The organism is Microbacterium sp. FW305-3-2-15-F-LB2 (assembly GCF_058787255.1).
On sequence record NZ_JBYSZO010000001.1, the window covers coordinates 1,726,237 to 1,743,100 of the forward strand.

The following is a 16,864-nucleotide window of genomic DNA, read 5'->3' on the forward strand; positions in this document are numbered from 1 at the left end:
ACTCGAGGCATCCAGGGCCTTTAGCTCAGCTGGTAGAGCGCCACGTTTACACCGTGGATGTCGTCGGTTCGATCCCGGCAGGGCCCACCGTTGTTCGCCACCGAACGTTCACCCGCGATTGCGTTCCGCGGCTTGCGCGTCGGGGGCCGACTGCCAGGGTGGATGCCATGGCCTCCCTGATCCAGCAGCGGTTCTCGATCGACCGCATTCGCGTCCGAGCGCTGTGGATCATCTCGGTGAGCGGCATCATGCTGGTGATGGGCGGAGCGCTCGCGCTCGGCGGTTCGCTCAGCCTGTTCTCGGCGGTCTCTCTCGTCATCTGGCTCAGTGGCGTGGTGTGTGGCATCACCGAGTTACAGCGCTTCCGGCGGGAACTGCGCGATTTCGAGGCGCAGCACGGTGCGGGCGCGGGCATTCAGGGCTGAGGCTTCGCCCATGAACCCGTCCGCCCGTCCGGTGGCGAAGCTCCACGGGCGCTCCTTCCCGCAGCACGTGGCAGCGCTCGTCACGTTCTCGGTACTCTCCGTCGGCTTCCTCGTCCTCTCGTTCTTCAGCGTGGAGATGCTCTCCGCGGTGCCGATCCGGTGGCTGGTCGCCGGATTCCTGTTGCTCTCGTCCGGGCTATCCGCCGCGTGGGAATTGCGCCTCCTCTTCCTCATGCGCCGCGGCCGCACCGACCCGCCGTGACCCAGCTGAACCTCAGCTCAAGACGTTGACGCTCCGCGCGATCACCAGCGCGAGCAGCACGAATCCCGTGATCGCCTGCACCATCATGAAGAGTTTCGCGCGCACGCTCAGCGGCATGACGTCGGTCGGGCTGAACGCCATGGCATTGGATGCCGAGAAATACAGGTAGTCGATATATCCCGGCGCCCAATCGCCGGTGTTCGATGATCGGCGCTTCACTTCGCTGACCGCGTCGCCGTCGGAGTCCTGCGGGAATTGGAAGTCCGCGGGCGGCAGCTCGTCGCGGGGATCGCGGCGACGCGCCACGGGTCCGCCGCGGTCCATCTCCCAATACACGACGGCGTACCCGATGACGTTGATGGCCCAGACCTGCGCGGCCCCGAGGAGCACGACCGCTCCCCCGCTCTGCCCGTTCAGGAGCTGCTGCACGAGAAGGAAGAACGTCACCTGGTTCGCGGCGAGCAGCACCGCGACGAATCCGAGCGCGAATCCGCGCCCCACCCATGTCTCGCGGCTCAGCCGCCGGGGGTTGGTGATGACCATCGGAATCGCGCACAGAATGCCGGCGCCCACGACGATGTACCGCAGGGCGCCGGACACATCGCTCGGCAGGACCGCGTACAGCCCCGTTCCTACGCCGAGTGCGATGAGCACGGGCCACCGGTGTTCGGGGCGGGTGCGGAAGCCCTCGTGCTCAGTCGACGTCACGCGCTCAGGCTAGACCCGCCGTCGTTCTCGGCGGTCTCGGCGCGGCCGGAAGGGGCGGATGCCTCGCCGCCGAGGCATCCGGTCGCCCTCGCCTCCGTCTGCGCATCCGGAGGGGTCGCGACTGACTAGGCTGGACGACGGTGAATTGTGCGGAGCAGACAAGGGTTGCCGCACACGTATGGCGATTCTCTGGCATGACCTGCCAGACGACGAAAGGTCTTCCGTGACTGTTCACGATCAGGATCCGTATTCGCAGGGGCCGCAGGACAGCGACCCGGAAGAGACCGCTGAATGGCAGGAATCCCTGCGTCAGCTGGTCCAGGCGAAGGGGCCCGGCCGCGGGCGCGAGATCATGCTGAGCCTGCTCAAGGGCTCCAAGGATCTGCATCTCGGCGTGCCGATGGTGCCGACCACCGACTACATCAACACGATCGCGCAGTCCAACGAGCCGGAATTCCCCGGTGACGAAGAGCTGGAGCGCCGCTACCGCAAGTGGATCCGCTGGAACGCCGCGGTCACCGTGCACCGCGCGCAGCGGCCCGGCATCGGCGTCGGCGGCCACATCTCGACGTACGCGTCGTCGGCCGCGCTGTACGAGGTCGGCTTCAACCACTTCTTCCGAGGCCTCGACGACCCGTCCGGCGGCGACCAGATCTTCATCCAGGGCCACGCCTCCCCCGGCACGTACGCCCGCGCCTTCCTCGAGGGCCGCCTGACCGAGGCGCAGCTCGACGGTTTCCGCCAGGAGAAGTCGGCCGCCCCCAACGGCATCCCCTCCTACCCGCACCCCCGTCTCATGCCGGAGTTCTGGCAGTTCCCGACGGTGTCGATGGGTCTGGGCCCGATCAACGCGATCTACCAGGCGATGTCGAACAAGTACCTCAGCAACCGCGGCATCAAGGACGTCGCCGACTCGCACGTCTGGGCCTACCTCGGCGACGGCGAGATGGACGAGGTCGAGAGCCGCGGTCAGCTCCAGGTGGCCGCGAACGAGGGCCTCGACAACCTGACGTTCGTCGTCAACTGCAACCTGCAGCGTCTCGACGGCCCCGTGCGCGGAAACGGCAAGATCATCCAGGAGCTCGAGAGCTTCTTCCGCGGTGCCGGATGGAACGTCATCAAGGTCGTCTGGGGCCGCGAGTGGGACGACCTGCTCGCCCGCGACACCGAGGGTGCGCTGCTGAACCTCATGAACTCGACGCCCGACGGCGACTACCAGACGTACAAGGCCGAGAACGGTGCGTACGTCCGCGAGCACTTCTTCGGTCGCGACCCGCGCGCCCTCGAACTCGTCAAGGACTACACCGACGAGCAGATCTGGGGCCTCAAGCGCGGTGGCCACGACTACCGCAAGGTCTTCGCGGCGTTCAAGGCGGCCAAGGAGCACAAGGGCCAGCCGACCGTCATCCTCGCCAAGACGATCAAGGGCTACGGCCTCGGCCCCCACTTCGAGGGCCGCAACGCCACGCACCAGATGAAGAAGCTGACGCTGGACGACCTCAAGGCCTTCCGCGACGCGATGGACATCCCGGTGACCGACGCGCAGCTCGAAGAGAACCCGTACCAGCCGCCGTACTACAACCCCGGCGAGAACGACGAGACGATCAAGTACATGCTCGAGCGCCGTCGCGCGCTCGGCGGGTTCCTGCCCGAGCGTCGCACGACGCACGTGGGTCTCGAGCTCCCCGGTGACCAGGCCTACGCGCTGCCCAAGAAGGGCTCGGGCACGCAGGAGGTCGCCACGACCATGGCGTTCGTGCGTCTGCTCAAGGACCTTCTGCGCGTCAAGGGCTTCGGACACCGCATCGTGCCGATCATCCCCGACGAGGCCCGTACCTTCGGTATGGATGCCTACTTCCCGACGGCGAAGATCTACAACCCCAAGGGTCAGCACTACACCTCCGTCGACCGCGAGCTGCTCCTGGCCTACAAGGAGAGCCCCGAGGGGCAGATCATCCACGTCGGCATCAACGAGGCGGGCGCCGTCGCGGCGTTCACCGCGGCCGGCACGTCGTACGCCACGCACGGCGAGCCGCTGATCCCGGTCTACGTCTTCTACTCGATGTTCGGCTTCCAGCGCACGGGCGACGCCCAGTGGGCGGCGGGCGACCAGATGGCGCGCGGTTTCATCATCGGCGCGACCGCCGGCCGCACGACCCTGACGGGTGAGGGTCTCCAGCACGCCGACGGACACTCGCAGCTGCTGGCATCCACGAACCCCGCCACGGTGTCGTACGACCCCGCGTACGGGTACGAGATCGCGCACATCGTCCGCTCGGGCATCGAGCGGATGTACGGCGGCGAGCACTCCGACCCGAACGTCATGTACTACATCACGGTCTACAACGAGCCGCTGGTGCAGCCGGCCGAGCCCGAGGGCGTCGACGTGGACGGGATCGTCCGCGGCATCCACCGCGTGTCGGTGGGTGAGGGCGAGGGTCCTCGCGCGCAGCTGCTCGCGTCCGGCGTCGGTGTGCCGTGGGCGCACGAGGCCCAGCGCCTGCTGAAGGACGACTGGGGCGTCGTCGCCGACGTGTGGTCGGTGACGTCGTGGACCGAGCTGCGTCGCGACGGCCTCGCCGCCGACGAGCACAACTACCTGCACCCCGACGAGGCGCCCCGTACGGCCTACCTGACCGAGAAGCTTCGGGATGCCGAGGGTCCCGTAGTCGCGGTCAGCGACTGGATGCACGCCGTCCAGGACCAGATCCGTCAGTGGGTGCCGCAGCGGTACCTGACGCTCGGTGCCGACGGGTTCGGTTTCTCCGACACCCGTGCCGCCGCGCGTCGCTTCTTCAAGATCGACGGCCCGTCGCTCGTGGTCCGCACCCTCCAGGGTCTTGCGGACGAGGGCAAGGTCGACCGCGCAGTGGTCGCCCAGGCCATCGAGAAGTACCGCCTGTACGACGTCAACGCCGGCACGAGCGGGAACGCCGGCGGCGAGGCCTGATCGCGTGACGGACTCCGCGGCCATCGACGGTTCGGGAGGGAGCGGGAGCACCGCCACCTCCCGGGCCGCCGAGGAGAAAGCCGAGACCCTGGTGTGGCTGCGCCGGATCTCGGGCGATCTCGCGACCGCGACGATTCAGCGGCTCGAAGAGACGCTGCCCTGGTACGCCGAGATGCCGCCGGCCCGCCGCTCCGCGGTAGGGCTGGTGGCTCAGGCGGGCATCACCTCGTTCCTTCAGTGGTTCGAGGAGCCCGCGTCCACCCCGGCGATCGCCGCCGACATCTTCGCCGCGGCTCCCCGCGAGCTGCTGCGCAGCGTCAGCCTGACGCAGACCCTGCAGCTCGTCCGCGTCACCGTCGAGGTGATGGAAGAGCGCGTCGCGGGCCGGAGCGAGCGCGTCCGCGAGGCGATGCTGTCGTATTCGCGCGAAGTGGCGTTCGCTGCCGCGGATGTCTACGCGCGCGCTGCCGAGGCCCGCGGTCTGTGGGACGCGCGGCTCGAAGCCCTCGTCGTGGACTCGATCCTCACCGGTGAGGCCGACGACGAACTGCCCAGCCGCATCGCCGCCCTCGGCTGGCACGGCCACGGCGAGGTCGCGGTGCTCGTGGGCACGACTCCCCCGCAGCTCGATGTCGATCACGTCCGGCGCACCTCGCGGAAGCTCGGTGTGGACGTGCTCATCGGGGTACAGGGGTCCCGCCTCGTGCTCGTCGTGGGACGGGCGGACTTGCCGGTGCGCGGCCGCGAGGACTCCGGCGAGTTGCCGTTCACCGAGATCGCGAAGCGTCTCGAACCGAGCTTCGGCTCCGGTCACCTGGTTCTCGGTCCTCCTGTCGCGGCGCTCGTCGACGCCGGGCAGAGCGCCCGAGCCGCCCTCGCCGGGTTCGCGGTCGCGCGCGCATGGCGTCACGCCCCGCGACCGGTCGAGGCCGATGATCTGCTGCCCGAGCGCGCCCTGGCGGGCGATGCGGTGGCCAAGCAGACGCTCGTCGACCGCGTCTACCGTCCCCTCCACGCGCACAGCGCCGACCTCGTCGCGACACTGTGGAGTTACCTCGACAACGGGCGGTCGCTCGAAGCGACGGCGCGCGAGCTCTACGTGCACCCGAACACCGTGCGCTACCGCCTGAAGCGCGTCTCCGAGGTGATCGGGTGGGATGCCACGGGCCCCCGCGAGGCCCTCATCCTGCAGACGGCGTTGATCCTCGGATCCATGGGATCGGATGCCACGCGCCGACGCGGATCGGCCGTTCGGCGCCCACCGATCACGCGCTGATGCACGGCGCGCACAAAGACACGCCGATTTCTTGTGCCGATATCTCCAGAACGACCCGCCGGATCCTTGGCAGGATGGGACGGTGATCATCGCCGTCTTCCCCGGTCAGGGCTCTCAAACCCCCGGGTTCCTCTCGCCCTGGCTCGAGATCGACGGGACGCGTGAGCGTCTTGCCGAAGCTTCCGAGCACGCCGGTGTCGACCTCCTCGCCGCCGGCACGGACTGGGACGCCGACCGGATCCGCGACACGAGCGTCGCGCAGCCGTTGATCGTGGCCGCGAGCCTGGTGTCGTGGAGCGTTCTGCGCGACCGCGCCGGCCAGGGTGCCGACGGCGTCGCGGGACACTCGGTGGGCGAGTTCGCCGCGCTGGCGGCATCCGGTGTCCTGTCCGAGGCCGACGCGCTGCGGCTCGTCGGAATCCGCGGTCGCGCGATGGCCGAGGCCGCGGCGACCGTCGAGACCGGCATGAGCGCCGTGGTCGGCGGTGACGAGCAGACGGTACTCGACCGCCTGGCGGAGCTGGGGCTGACGCCCGCCAACTACAACGGCGGCGGCCAGATCGTCGCAGCCGGTGAGCTGTCGGCCCTCGCCGAGCTCGCCGCCGAGGCCCCACGCGGATCGCGCGTGATTCCGTTGCAGGTGGCCGGTGCCTTCCACACGCGGTTCATGGAGCCCGCCGTCGAGACGCTTCGCGTGGCCGCGGCCGACGTTCCGGCCTCCCCGCCGCAGACGACGCTATGGACCAACTCGGACGGCTCGGTCGTCAACGACGGCCGCCGCGCCGTCGACCTCGTGGTCTCCCAGGTCGCGTCCCCGGTGCGCTGGGACCGCAGCATGGCGTCTTTCGCCGAGCACGGCGTGACCGGCATCATCGAACTCGCGCCGGCCGGCGCCCTCACGGGCCTGGCGAAGCGCGCTCTGCGCGGCACCCCGACCGTGGCAGTCAAGACTCCGGACGACCTCGACGCGGCCGTCGCACTCCTGAAGGGAGAGCAGGCATGAGCACCCCCACCCTCCGTCAGCTCCAGGGCCCCGCCCACACGCGCATCTACTCGTACGGAGCCGCCCGCGGCGAGAACTACGTCCCCAACGACGATCTGGTGGGTCCGATCGACTCCAGCGACGAGTGGATCCGCCAGCGCACCGGAATCGTGACGCGTGTTCGCGCCGACAAGGACACGGATGCCATCGACCTGGCATCCGACGCCGCCCGCGAAGCGGTCGAGAAGTCCGGGGTCGCCCCGAGCGAGATCGACGCCGTCATCGTCGCGACGATCAGCAATCCCAAGCAGACTCCCTCGGCGTCGGCGATCGTCGCCGATCGCATCGGAGCCAACCCCGCCGCCGCCTACGACGTGAACGCCGCGTGCGCCGGCTTCGCCTACGGGGTTGCCCAGGCCGACGCCCTCATCCGGGGCGGGCTCGCGAAACACGTCGTCGTGGTGGGTGCCGAGAAGCTCAGCGACGTCGTCGACCCGACCGACCGCAGCATCTCGTTCCTCCTGGGAGACGGTGCCGGTGCCGTCGTCATCGGCCCGAGCGACACCCCCGGCATCGGTCCCACCATCTGGGGCTCGGACGGCTCGAAGGCCGACGCGGTGGGCATGAACCACACGCTCACCGAGTTCCGCGACGGCGTCGCCCCGTGGCCGACCCTCCGCCAGGAAGGACCCACCGTGTTCCGGTGGGCCGTCTGGGAGATGGTGAAGGTCGCTCGGCAGGCCATCGAGGCCGCCGGCATCCAGCCCTCCGACCTGGCGGCGTTCGTGCCGCACCAGGCGAACATGCGCATCATCGACGAGTTCGCCAAGCAGCTGGGTCTGCCCGAGACCGTGGTGATCGGTCGCGACATCGAGACCACCGGGAACACCTCGGCCGCGTCGATCCCGCTCGCCACCCACCGCCTGCTCGAGGAGCACCCCGAGCTCAGTGGCGGCCTCGCTCTGCAGATCGGCTTCGGTGCCGGTCTCGTCTTCGGCGCGCAGGTCGTCGTCCTCCCCTGACGCGCGAGCGTCGAACCCTAGACTGATCGGGGCTCGGGACGACTCCCCGGGCCCGCCCCCAACAACAGGAGAAATCATGGCATTCACCAACGACGAGGTTCTGGCCGGCCTTGCCGAGCTCATCACCGACGAGACCGGCATCTCGGCCGACGAGGTCGCCCTCGAGAAGTCGTTCACCGACGACCTCGACATCGACTCGATCTCGATGATGACGATCGTCGTCAACGCCGAAGAGAAGTTCGGCGTGACCATCCCCGACGACGAGGTCAAGAACCTCAAGACCGTCGGTGACGCCGTCACGTTCATCACGTCGAACCAGTCCTGACCCTCCCGGTGGGGGCTCCGGCCCCCACCGGTCACGACCCTTCCCGGCCGCACCAAGGATCACACCATGAGCACATCCCGCATCGTCGTCACCGGTATCGGTGCCACCTCGCCCATCGGCGGGACGGCCCCCGAGAGCTGGGACGCACTGCTGTCCGGTGCCTCCGGCGCGCGCACCCTCGAGCACGACTGGGTCGAGGAGTACCAGCTGCCCGTCACGTTCGCGGCTGAGGCGCTCGTGCGGCCCGAGACCGTCCTCGAGCGTCCCGTCGCCAAGCGCCTCGACCCGTCGTCGCAGCTCGCGATGGTCGCGGCCAAGGAGGCGTGGGAGGACGCGGGCAGCCCCGACATCGATCCCGACCGGCTCGGCGTCGACTTCGCGACCGGCATCGGTGGCGTGTGGACGCTCCTCGACGCGTGGGACACCCTGCGCGAAAAGGGTCCGCGACGCGTCATGCCGATGACGGTGCCGATGCTCATGCCCAACGCCGCAGCCGGCAACCTCTCGCTGCACTTCAATGCCCGCGCCTTCGCCCGGACCGTGGCGTCGGCGTGTGCGTCGAGCACCGAGTCGATCGTGAACGCCGTGCAGCACATCCGCGACGGGCTCGCCGACGTCGTGATCGCCGGCGGTACCGAATCGGCGATCCACCCGATCACGATCGCATCGTTCGCGTCGATGCAGGCGTTGTCCAAGCGCAACGACTCCCCCGAGACCGCGTCGCGCCCCGGCAGCATCGACCGTGACGGGTTCGTCATGGGCGAGGGTGCCGGCGTTCTGATCCTCGAGACCGAGGAGCACGCGAAGGCCCGCGGCGCGAAGATCTACGCGTCGATCGTCGGCGGCGGCGTGACGGCCGACTCGTACCACATCACCGCCAACGACCCCGAGGGTCGCGGTGCCGCCCGTGCCGTCCGCCTCGCGCTCGACATGGCAGGTGTGTCGGTCGACGACGTCACCCACATCAACGCCCACGCCACCTCGACCCCCGTCGGTGACCCGAACGAGTACCAGGCGCTGCGCGCCGTGTTCGGTGCCCGCGTCGACGAGATCCCGGTGTCGGCGACGAAGGCATCCACGGGTCACCTCCTCGGAGGCACCGGCGCCCTCGAGGCCATCTTCACGGTGCTGGCGCTGCAGAACCGCGTCGCCCCGCCCACCATCAACCTCACCGAGCAAGACCCGGAGGTGCCGTTCGCCATCTCGGGTTCGCCCGTCGAGCTCGGCTCCGGCGACCAGCTCGCCATCAGCAACTCGTTCGGCTTCGGCGGTCACAACGCCGTCGTCGCGATCGCTTCCGTCTGACCACGGCCGAACGCCCCCGGCATCCCCCGACTGCTACGGGGATGACGGGGGCGTTCGGTGTGTCATCGGGAGGGGATACGCGGTCCCGGTGCCGGGATTGTTCACCGGCCTCCGGTAGTGGCGCCTCCCCCACCCGACATCTCTCAGCCGACCTTGTGCAACCAGACCACGTGCTGGTCCTCGCCGGCGTGGCGGAAGGGCTCGAGCTCTTCGTCCCAGGCGGAGCCCAGGGCGACGTGGAGCTCGCGCTGAAGTTCGAAGGCGTCCCCGGCGGCGATATCCATCGCGTAGCGCACGCGCTCCTCGCCGATGAGGATGTTGCCGGCCGAGTCCGTCTGGGCGTAGTGGATGCCGAGCCCCGGCGTGTGCATCCAGCGCCCGCCATCGCTGCGGGGCGTGGGGTCCTCGCTGACTTCGAAGCGGAGGTGCTCCCAGCCGCGGATCGCACTCGCGAGGGCGGCGCCGGTCCCGACCGGTCCCTCCCAGTAGAACTCGGCGCGTCGGCTTCCGGTGAGCACCGGCTGATCCGCCCAGTCGAAGTTGACCGCACGGCCGAGAGCGCGTCCTACCGCCCACTCCAGGTGGGGGCACAACGCGCGCGGCGCCGAGTGGATGAGGATCACTCCGCGCGAAGACGTGGTCGCCATGGTCTCTCCTTCGTCAGGTACGTCTTCCCCTACGACCTGCGCGAGAGCGGTGGCGGCTGTTCGGTTGTCTCGGTCATTATCTCCGCTTCATAACGAAATCACAACACTGTGATTCCTCACGAGAACCAGAGCTTCCAATACAGCGCGAAATTGCGGTTGCCGTAGGAGGAACAGGAGTCCCCCGTGTCCCATCGAGCCGCGATCGCCGCGGCGTTCGGCTGGTAGGGCGTGTAGTTGTACAGGGCGGCGGTGGCGTGGTTGCGGATCTCGATGTCGGTTCCGCCGCAGTCGGGGTTCGGCGAGTACGCGATGTAGTGGGTGCCGGGCTGCCGCATGAACTGCGACGCTCGGTACGCCTTGAGGTCGGTCGCGCCCTGCGCGATCTGCGCGGCGAAGCCGGCGCGACCGGGATCGCAGGGGGCGTCGTCGGGACACCGCGCGCCCATCGCGGCCCCCAGGGCTTCGGACGACGGGGCACGGGCCGCGCGACCCGACACGAGGCTCTGCTCCTTCTGCAGCGTCACCAGCAGCACTTTCGCGGAGATGCCGCAGGCGCGCTGCACGCGGTCGATGATCTGCGCCGCCGTGAGCTCGCCGCCGTCGTACGCCTCGCAGATCGTCTCGCCGGTGTCCTTCGACACGATGGCCTCGCGCGCTGGAAGCTCTGCGCGAAGCACGTTGAGGCAGGAGTCGTTGGCGCACTCGTCGATCTGGTCGTCGAGGAAGCGCTGGATGCCGTCGGCATCCATCGCGTTCCCGTCGTAGAAGTCCGCGTCGTCGATGAGGAACCCGGGGTCGAATTCGGCGAGATCGATGGACGCCTTTCGGGTCTCGACGTTCCACTCGGAGACGAGGTGTACGAGCGGGACGGTCGCCGTCACGATCAGCCCGACCACGACGGTGGCGAGGATGCCGAAGACGATCCGCCGGCGGCGAAGCTGGCGCGCGCGGGCGGGGGTGCGTCGAGGGCGGCGAGCGGCGGGGCGCCTGGTTGCGGATCGGGCTTCCGCGGGGCGTGGCCGGGGTGTTCGGGAGCGGGCATTGGCCGACGGGGTGACGCGGCGACCTCCGTTCCCCTGCTTCGCCATGCATCGATCGTGCCGCACCGCGCTGACCGCGTGCTGGACGCGGTCGGCGCGGCGCGGCTCGCGCGGGCTCAGCTGCCGGTCGACGCGGGCGGAGTGGCACCCGGCGTGGGCGCGTCGCCGGGGGCGGGCGGCGTGGGCGCGGTGCCGTCGGTGGGCGGGGTGGGCGGCGTGGGCGCGGTACCGTCGGCGGGCGGGGCGGGCGGTGTGTGCCCATCCGCGCCGGGGCCCCCGGGGTGCGCCGGTGCTCCGCCCGGGCCGCAGTCCGCCGACGTCGGCCCGTTCTCCGGTGCGGCCGGAGCCGTCCCGTCCGCCGGGGGCGTCGATGCGGCGCCGTCACTCGGGGGCGTCGGCGTGTCGGTCGGGGCGGCGCTGGGAGCGACGGTGCCCGGACCCGTGGCGGCGCCGTCGGCGCTCGGGGCGTTCGTCGCGGCGGCCACCGTGGTGGCGGTGTTCGACTGCGCGGCCAGCGCCGCCGTGCCCCCGGTGAGCCCGAGCGCGGCGACCACCGCGGCGGTGATCACGGCCGGTCGTACCCACGACCGACGAGGCGGTTCCGGGTTCGGCTCGTCGTGTCGGGGCAGGGGCAGGGTGGGGTTGTCGTCCTCGGACATGGGTTCCTCTCGTGCCGGCGAGTGTCGTCGGCGTCTGCAGATCAGCCTCGGAACCGGAACTGAAGCCGACCTGAAGCGGTCGGGACGCGGGCGAACACCTACCGTTCGCATAAGTGGCATCCAGTGTGCGCTCGTATCGTCGGCCGGATGTCCGCCCCGGCACGCGTCCTCGTCCTCGACGACGACGAGACCATCCGTCTCGCCGTCGTCCTCGCGCTGCGCGCGGACGGGTTCGTCGCCGAGGGCGCGCCCGACGGAACCGACCTCCCGGATCGCCTCGACCGGTTCCGTCCCGACCTGGTGGTGCTGGACTGGATGATGCCCGGGCCGAGTGGCATCCGTCTGCTCCCGGTGATCCGTGCGGCGGGTGACACCGCCGTGATCATGCTCACCGCGCGGGACGAGGTGGACGATCGGCTGCGCGGGTTCGCCGAGGGCGCGGACGACTACGTGGTGAAGCCGTTCACGATGGCGGAGCTCGTGGCGCGGGCGAGCGCCGTGCTCCGCCGACGCGGGCGGCTCCCGCAGACCGTCGCCGTCGCGGACCTCGTCGTGGATGCCGATGCCGCCACCGCGCACCGGGCGGGAGCGCTGCTCGATCTCACGGCGACAGAGTTCCGTCTGCTGCGCCTGCTTGTCGAGAGCCGGGGGCGGACGCTGTCGAAGACGCAGATCCTCACGCAGGTATGGGGGTACGAGGACTACGACGTCAACCTGGTCGAGGTGCACATGAGCGCGCTGCGTCGCAAAATGGAGGCGCACGGGGAACGCCTGGTCCATACCGTGCGCGGGCTCGGCTACCGGCTGAGCGAGCGCGCGTGAGCGCGACGCGGGCGCTGCGATCGGGGTCGCTGCGGCGGCGGACGATCGTCTCAGTGCTGACGCTGGTGGCGCTGCTGCTGGTCGTGCTCGCCGTCATCGTCGATGTGGCCCTCGGCGCTCGCCTACGCGGGCAGATCGAGGACCGCCTCCGGGACCGCACGGCCGCGACCGCGTCGCTGGTGGGGATCGTGGATGCCACGGAGCTCGCCGATCGCCTCTCGGCTCAAGGGTTGGCGGTGCGCATCGACGAGGCCGGCGGCGATTCGGTTGTCGCGGGTCCGAGTCCCGAGCAGCTTCGCGGGGGTCCGGCGGGCCCGCCGGGTGGTCCGCGCGGCAACGAGACCCCGGCGACGGCGACGCCGGGCGCCGTGACGGTCACGGCCTCCGAGCTCAGCGGCGACGCCGACCTCGTGACCCTGCGGTCGACACTCAGTGACGGATCGACGCTGACGCTCACCGCGTCCGCCGCGGGCGTCGGCGAAACGCTCGGACAGGTGCGCTGGATCATGGCGGGCGCGTCCGTCATCGTGCTGCTTCTCGCGGCGGGCGCGGTCATCCTCGTGGTGCGCGCGACGCTGCGTCCGCTCGACGAGGTGTCCGACGTCGCGCGCGCGATCGGAGCCGGGGAGCGGGATCGGCGCCTCCGGCCGACCCATCCCGACACCGAGATCGGACGCGTCGCCACGGCCCTGGACGACATGCTCGACGACGTGGTCGGTGCCGAAGTCGCGGCGCGGGCCGCGGAGGAGCGCCTGCGAGCGTTTCTTTCCGACGCCGCACACGAACTCCGAACGCCGGTCGCCGGCATCCGGGCCGCCGCCGACACCCTCGTGCGCGCCGAACTCGACGGCCCGGAGCGAGAGATGCTCGCCGGTCACGTGGTGCGCGAGGCGACGCGCGCGTCGCGCCTTGTCGACGATCTGCTCCTCATGGCTCGCGTCGATCGGGGTCTCGAGCTGTCGGTCGCGGACACCGATCTGCGTGACGTCGTGGCCGCCGAGGTCGACCGGGCGCGTCTCGTCCATCCTGAGCTGACGGTGCGAACGGATCTCCCGGATGCCGCGGCGATCGTGACGATCGATCGGGACCGAATCGCGCAGGTGCTGTCGAACCTCGTCGAGAACGCCGCGCGCGTCACCGGGGGACGCGGACGTGTGGTGCTCGGCATCCACTCGTCCGGGAACGACCTCGAGGTGCGCGTGCACGACGACGGCCCCGGTGTCGCCGCGAGCGAGCGCGAGCGGATCTTCGATCGCCTCGTCCGGCTCGACCCGTCCCGCGGAGGTTCCGGTGGCGTCGGACTCGGCCTGTCGATCGCGCGCGGCATCGCCCGTGCGCACGGGGGCGACGTGGCGTGCGTGCCCGCCGAGAGCGGAGCACTGTTCATGCTCCGGCTCCCGCGGTCAGCGATCCGCCCGGCTCAGCGCCCCGGGCGCGCGGGTGTGGGACGGACGGGCGTGGTCTGAGGCGAGGCGACGCCCGACCCGGTCAGCGTCAAGCCGTCGGCGCCGCTGGCGTCGTGCATCATCTGATCGACGAGCTCGCGGTCGATCGCCGGTTCCCGTCCGCCGTAGAACTGCAGCACGAGCGCGTTCGAGGCGTGGATCCACAGACTGGCCTGACGCACCCCCTCGTTCACGGGCAGTTGGAGCATGAAGCCCTCGTTGCGGCGCAGCTTGTTCATGATCACGATGCGCAGGTGCGCGAGCAGTCGGTCATCGATGTCGAACGTCGCACGGTCGCGATAAATGAGGCGTCCCACGGCAGGTCCTTTTCTGGCGCGCCGAAGCGTACCGGTTGAGCAGAGGGCGGGACCACGCCGGGAAGCGAGGCAATGCGGGGACAACCATTGTGCCATCCCGAAGCGTTCGAGAACGGCCTCAGCGCTTTCCAAGCGACGGCGGATACGGTTCTCCTCACCATCGACGACCCACGAGAGAGAATCCCCCGTGAGCCATCCCCGCACCTCCCCCGACCAGGAGGGCCGATCTTCGAGCCCCCTCGTTTCGAGAGGGGGTGAGATCCGATGCTCGCTGCTGTCCTGACGCTGCTTGTCGGCGTCGTCGTGACGCTGGCGATCATCGCCGCCTGCGGCTTCTTCGTCGCACAGGAGTTCGCGTACATGTCCGTCGATCGGGCGCGCTTGGCGGCGCGCGCCGAGAAGGGCGACGTGCAGGCGAAGCGTGTGCTCGCGATCACCCAGCGCACGTCGTTCATGCTGTCGGGCGCGCAGCTGGGCATCACCGTCACGGGCCTTCTGATCGGCTACGTGGCCGAGCCGCTCATCGGGGCCTCCATCGGGACCCTGCTCGGCGGCGCGGGCGTCGACCCCGGCGTGTCGATCGCGATCGGGACGGTCGCGGCGCTTCTGCTCGCGACCATCGTGACGATGATCTTCGGTGAGCTGTACCCGAAGAACCTCGCCATCGCGAACCCCGAGCCGCTCGCCCGGGCGCTCGCGGTGCCCACCCGCATCTACCTGCTCGCCTTCGGCTGGCTGATCACCGTCTTCGACGTCGCCGCCAACGCGCTGCTGCGCCTGGCGCGCATCGAGCCGCTGGAAGACGTCGACGAGAGCGCGACCGCGCGCGATCTGGAAGCGATCGTCGAGGAATCCCGCGCGAGCGGCGACCTGCCCGACGACCTCTCGATGATCATCGACCGCATCCTCGACTTCCCCCGGCGGGACGTCGAACACGCCATGATCCCCCGGTCGCACGTCGACTCGGTCCGTCCCGACACCACCGTCGGCGAGGTGCGGACGCTCATGGCCACCGGGCACACGCGCTACCCCGTGATCGGTGACGAAGACTCCCCCGTGGGAGTCGTGGAGCTCATCGACGTCCTCCGCGAGAAGCCGGATGCCGATACCCCGGTGTCGTCGGTCATGCGTCCGGCCGTCGTCCTTCCGACGTCGATGCTTCTGCCCGTCGCCCTCGACCGCATGCGCCGCAGCCGTAACGAGCTCGCGTGCGTGGTGGACGAGTACGGCAACTTCGATGGCATCCTGACGATCGAAGATCTCACGGAGGAAGTGATCGGCGAGCTGTCCGATGAGCACGACGTCGAGGTCGACGAGGTGGCCTCCATGGGCGAGGCCGCGTGGACCGTTCCCGGTGACCTGCACCTCGACGAACTGGAACGACTGATCGGGTACGACCTCGCGGACGGCGACGTCGAGACCGCCGCCGGCCTCGTGATCGACACCCACGGCGACCTCCCCGTCGTCGGTGCGGTCGTTCGGGTCGACCTGCCCGAACGGGCCGGCGAGGTGGTCCAGGGAATGCACGTGGATCGCTGGCTCGACATCGAGGTCATCGAGGTCGACCGGCACGTCCCGTCGCAGCTCGTCGTGCGTCTGCGCGAGAGGGACCGGGATGCCGACCCGGTCGAAGCCGCCGATGAGGAGGTGGCCCGATGAGCTGGTGGGTCGTCACCCTGATCACCGCGGCGCTCATCGTCGCGAGCGCGTTCTTCGTCATCGTCGAGTTCGCGCTGCTCGCCGCCCGCCGTCACCGGCTGGAAGAGGAGGCAGCGACCAGCGCCTCCGCGCGTGCGGCCCTGCGAGGAGTCAATGAGCTGACGGTCATGCTCGCGTTCGCGCAGCTCGGAATCACGGCCTGCACGTTCCTGCTCGGCGCGATCACGAAGCCGGCGATCGACTACGCCCTGGCGCCCGTCCTCGCGCAGTGGGGTCTGCCCGCCGTGCTCGCCGACGTGATCGCCTTCCTGCTGGCGCTGATCGTCGTGACGTTCCTGCACCTCGTCATCGGCGAGATGGCACCGAAGTCGTGGGCGATCGCGCACCCCGAGACGGCGGCGAAGGCCACCGGCATCCTGGCCCGCGCGATGACGTGGCCGCTGCGCCCGTTCCTTCTGTGGATCAACCGCATCGCGAACCGTCTCGTGCGCGCGTCCGGCGTCGAGCCGGTGGACAAGGCGGCGGCCGGCGGGCAGGACGCCGACACGATCCGCGAGCTCGTCGCGCACTCGCGGCGCGCGGGCACCCTCGACGAGCAGTACTCGGGGCCCATCGCCCAGGCCATCGAGATGGGCACGGTCACGGTCGGCGACATCGTCCGCACCGACCGGACGCCGACGGCGGTTTCGGCGGATGCCACGGCGGCCGACGTGCAGGCGGCGGCCGCGGCATCCACGCACCTCCGGATCCTCGTCGGAGCCGGTGCCTCGGCGCGGGTCGCGCACGTCCGCGACACGCTCGACGCAGCACCCACGACGCCCGCGGCGGCGATCGCGCGCGATGCGCTCGCCCTCGCCCCGGACACCTCGGCGTACGACGCTCTCGGCCGCATGCGCCGTGGCCGCGTGCAGCTGGCGACGGTGGTGGACGGCGAGCGGCTGCTCGGCGTCGTGACCCTCGATGACCTGCTCACGCGGATCCTGCCCGGGGCGGGACAGGTGGCGGACGCCGCGCGCTGAG

The 16,864-nt window shown here is 70.1% G+C and carries 17 protein-coding genes and 1 tRNA gene; 13 read left to right on the forward strand and 5 right to left on the reverse strand.

Annotation, left to right across the window (positions count from 1 at the left end; all coding sequences use genetic code 11):
• Window positions 1–14 precede the first annotated feature (14 nt).
• From AC3WLZ_RS08355 to AC3WLZ_RS08365, 3 genes are all read left to right on the forward strand, one after another.
• Window positions 15–87, forward strand: a tRNA-Val gene (locus tag AC3WLZ_RS08355).
• Window positions 88–167: 80 nt separating this feature from the next.
• On the forward strand, window positions 168–425 hold the full coding sequence (locus AC3WLZ_RS08360; RefSeq protein ID WP_492469719.1) for a hypothetical protein: 258 nt from the start codon (window positions 168–170) through the stop codon (window positions 423–425).
• A gap of 10 nt (window positions 426–435) precedes the next feature.
• Window positions 436–687 carry a hypothetical protein gene (locus AC3WLZ_RS08365; RefSeq protein ID WP_492469720.1) on the forward strand — a complete coding sequence of 84 codons (252 nt, stop codon included), beginning with the start codon at window positions 436–438 and terminating at the stop codon, window positions 685–687.
• A 12-nt stretch (window positions 688–699) separates the two neighbouring features.
• Here AC3WLZ_RS08365 and AC3WLZ_RS08370 read toward each other — a convergent pair whose 3' ends face one another.
• Complete coding sequence (locus AC3WLZ_RS08370; protein WP_492469721.1) at window positions 700–1,395, reverse strand: hypothetical protein; 696 nt, start codon at window positions 1,393–1,395, stop codon at window positions 700–702.
• Between the two features lie 223 nt (window positions 1,396–1,618).
• Here AC3WLZ_RS08370 and aceE point away from each other — a divergent pair, with 223 nt between their 5' ends.
• The 6 genes from aceE (at window position 1,619) to AC3WLZ_RS08400 (ending at window position 9,255) form a co-directional block, all read left to right on the forward strand.
• Window positions 1,619–4,345, forward strand: coding sequence for a pyruvate dehydrogenase (acetyl-transferring), homodimeric type (aceE, locus tag AC3WLZ_RS08375; RefSeq protein ID WP_412924529.1), 2,727 nt, complete (start codon window positions 1,619–1,621; stop codon window positions 4,343–4,345).
• A gap of 22 nt (window positions 4,346–4,367) precedes the next feature.
• Complete coding sequence (locus tag AC3WLZ_RS08380; RefSeq protein ID WP_492470959.1) at window positions 4,368–5,621, forward strand: PucR family transcriptional regulator; 1,254 nt, start codon at window positions 4,368–4,370, stop codon at window positions 5,619–5,621.
• Window positions 5,622–5,703: 82 nt separating this feature from the next.
• Window positions 5,704–6,624 carry an ACP S-malonyltransferase gene (locus tag AC3WLZ_RS08385; protein ID WP_412924530.1) on the forward strand — a complete coding sequence of 307 codons (921 nt, stop codon included), beginning with the start codon at window positions 5,704–5,706 and terminating at the stop codon, window positions 6,622–6,624.
• A complete protein-coding gene (locus AC3WLZ_RS08390; protein WP_492469722.1) occupies window positions 6,621–7,625 on the forward strand; it encodes a beta-ketoacyl-ACP synthase III in 1,005 nt (334 codons plus the stop codon). The genes AC3WLZ_RS08385 and AC3WLZ_RS08390 overlap by 4 nt, the downstream gene beginning before the upstream one ends.
• A gap of 76 nt (window positions 7,626–7,701) precedes the next feature.
• Complete coding sequence (locus AC3WLZ_RS08395; RefSeq protein WP_022880558.1) at window positions 7,702–7,950, forward strand: acyl carrier protein; 249 nt, start codon at window positions 7,702–7,704, stop codon at window positions 7,948–7,950.
• Between the two features lie 66 nt (window positions 7,951–8,016).
• On the forward strand, window positions 8,017–9,255 hold the full coding sequence (locus AC3WLZ_RS08400; RefSeq protein WP_412924532.1) for a beta-ketoacyl-[acyl-carrier-protein] synthase family protein: 1,239 nt from the start codon (window positions 8,017–8,019) through the stop codon (window positions 9,253–9,255).
• Between the two features lie 143 nt (window positions 9,256–9,398).
• Here AC3WLZ_RS08400 and AC3WLZ_RS08405 read toward each other — a convergent pair whose 3' ends face one another.
• From AC3WLZ_RS08405 to AC3WLZ_RS08415, 3 genes are all read right to left on the reverse strand, one after another.
• A complete protein-coding gene (locus AC3WLZ_RS08405; protein ID WP_412924533.1) occupies window positions 9,399–9,902 on the reverse strand; it encodes a DUF3145 domain-containing protein in 504 nt (167 codons plus the stop codon).
• 116 nt (window positions 9,903–10,018) lie between these two features.
• Window positions 10,019–10,990, reverse strand: a complete 972-nt coding sequence (locus AC3WLZ_RS08410; RefSeq protein WP_492469723.1) for a hypothetical protein — start codon at window positions 10,988–10,990, stop codon at window positions 10,019–10,021.
• Between the two features lie 68 nt (window positions 10,991–11,058).
• Window positions 11,059–11,601 carry a hypothetical protein gene (locus AC3WLZ_RS08415; protein ID WP_492469724.1) on the reverse strand — a complete coding sequence of 181 codons (543 nt, stop codon included), beginning with the start codon at window positions 11,599–11,601 and terminating at the stop codon, window positions 11,059–11,061.
• A gap of 147 nt (window positions 11,602–11,748) precedes the next feature.
• On the opposite strand from AC3WLZ_RS08415, the gene AC3WLZ_RS08420 reads away from it, so the two are divergent.
• Together AC3WLZ_RS08420 and AC3WLZ_RS08425 are read left to right on the forward strand one after the other, a co-directional pair.
• Window positions 11,749–12,423, forward strand: a complete 675-nt coding sequence (locus AC3WLZ_RS08420) for a response regulator transcription factor (RefSeq protein WP_492469725.1) — start codon at window positions 11,749–11,751, stop codon at window positions 12,421–12,423.
• Entirely contained in the window at window positions 12,420–13,889 is a 1,470-nt protein-coding gene (locus AC3WLZ_RS08425) for a sensor histidine kinase (protein ID WP_492469726.1), read from the forward strand. Before AC3WLZ_RS08420 ends, AC3WLZ_RS08425 begins: the two co-directional genes overlap by 4 nt.
• Here AC3WLZ_RS08425 and AC3WLZ_RS08430 read toward each other — a convergent pair.
• Window positions 13,844–14,185: a DUF7882 family protein gene (locus AC3WLZ_RS08430; RefSeq protein ID WP_412924538.1), complete on the reverse strand. Its 342-nt coding sequence runs from the start codon at window positions 14,183–14,185 to the stop codon at window positions 13,844–13,846. The two genes, AC3WLZ_RS08425 and AC3WLZ_RS08430, sit on opposite strands and share 46 nt — an antisense overlap.
• A 264-nt stretch (window positions 14,186–14,449) precedes the next feature.
• Here AC3WLZ_RS08430 and AC3WLZ_RS08435 point away from each other — a divergent pair, with 264 nt between their 5' ends.
• Both AC3WLZ_RS08435 and AC3WLZ_RS08440 read left to right on the forward strand, forming a co-directional pair.
• The gene (locus AC3WLZ_RS08435) at window positions 14,450–15,844 is read left to right on the forward strand and encodes a hemolysin family protein (RefSeq protein WP_492469727.1); all 1,395 of its coding nucleotides are present in this window, start codon (window positions 14,450–14,452) and stop codon (window positions 15,842–15,844) included.
• The gene (locus AC3WLZ_RS08440) at window positions 15,841–16,863 is read left to right on the forward strand and encodes a CNNM domain-containing protein (RefSeq protein WP_492469728.1); all 1,023 of its coding nucleotides are present in this window, start codon (window positions 15,841–15,843) and stop codon (window positions 16,861–16,863) included. Before AC3WLZ_RS08435 ends, AC3WLZ_RS08440 begins: the two co-directional genes overlap by 4 nt.
• Window position 16,864 lies beyond the last annotated feature (1 nt).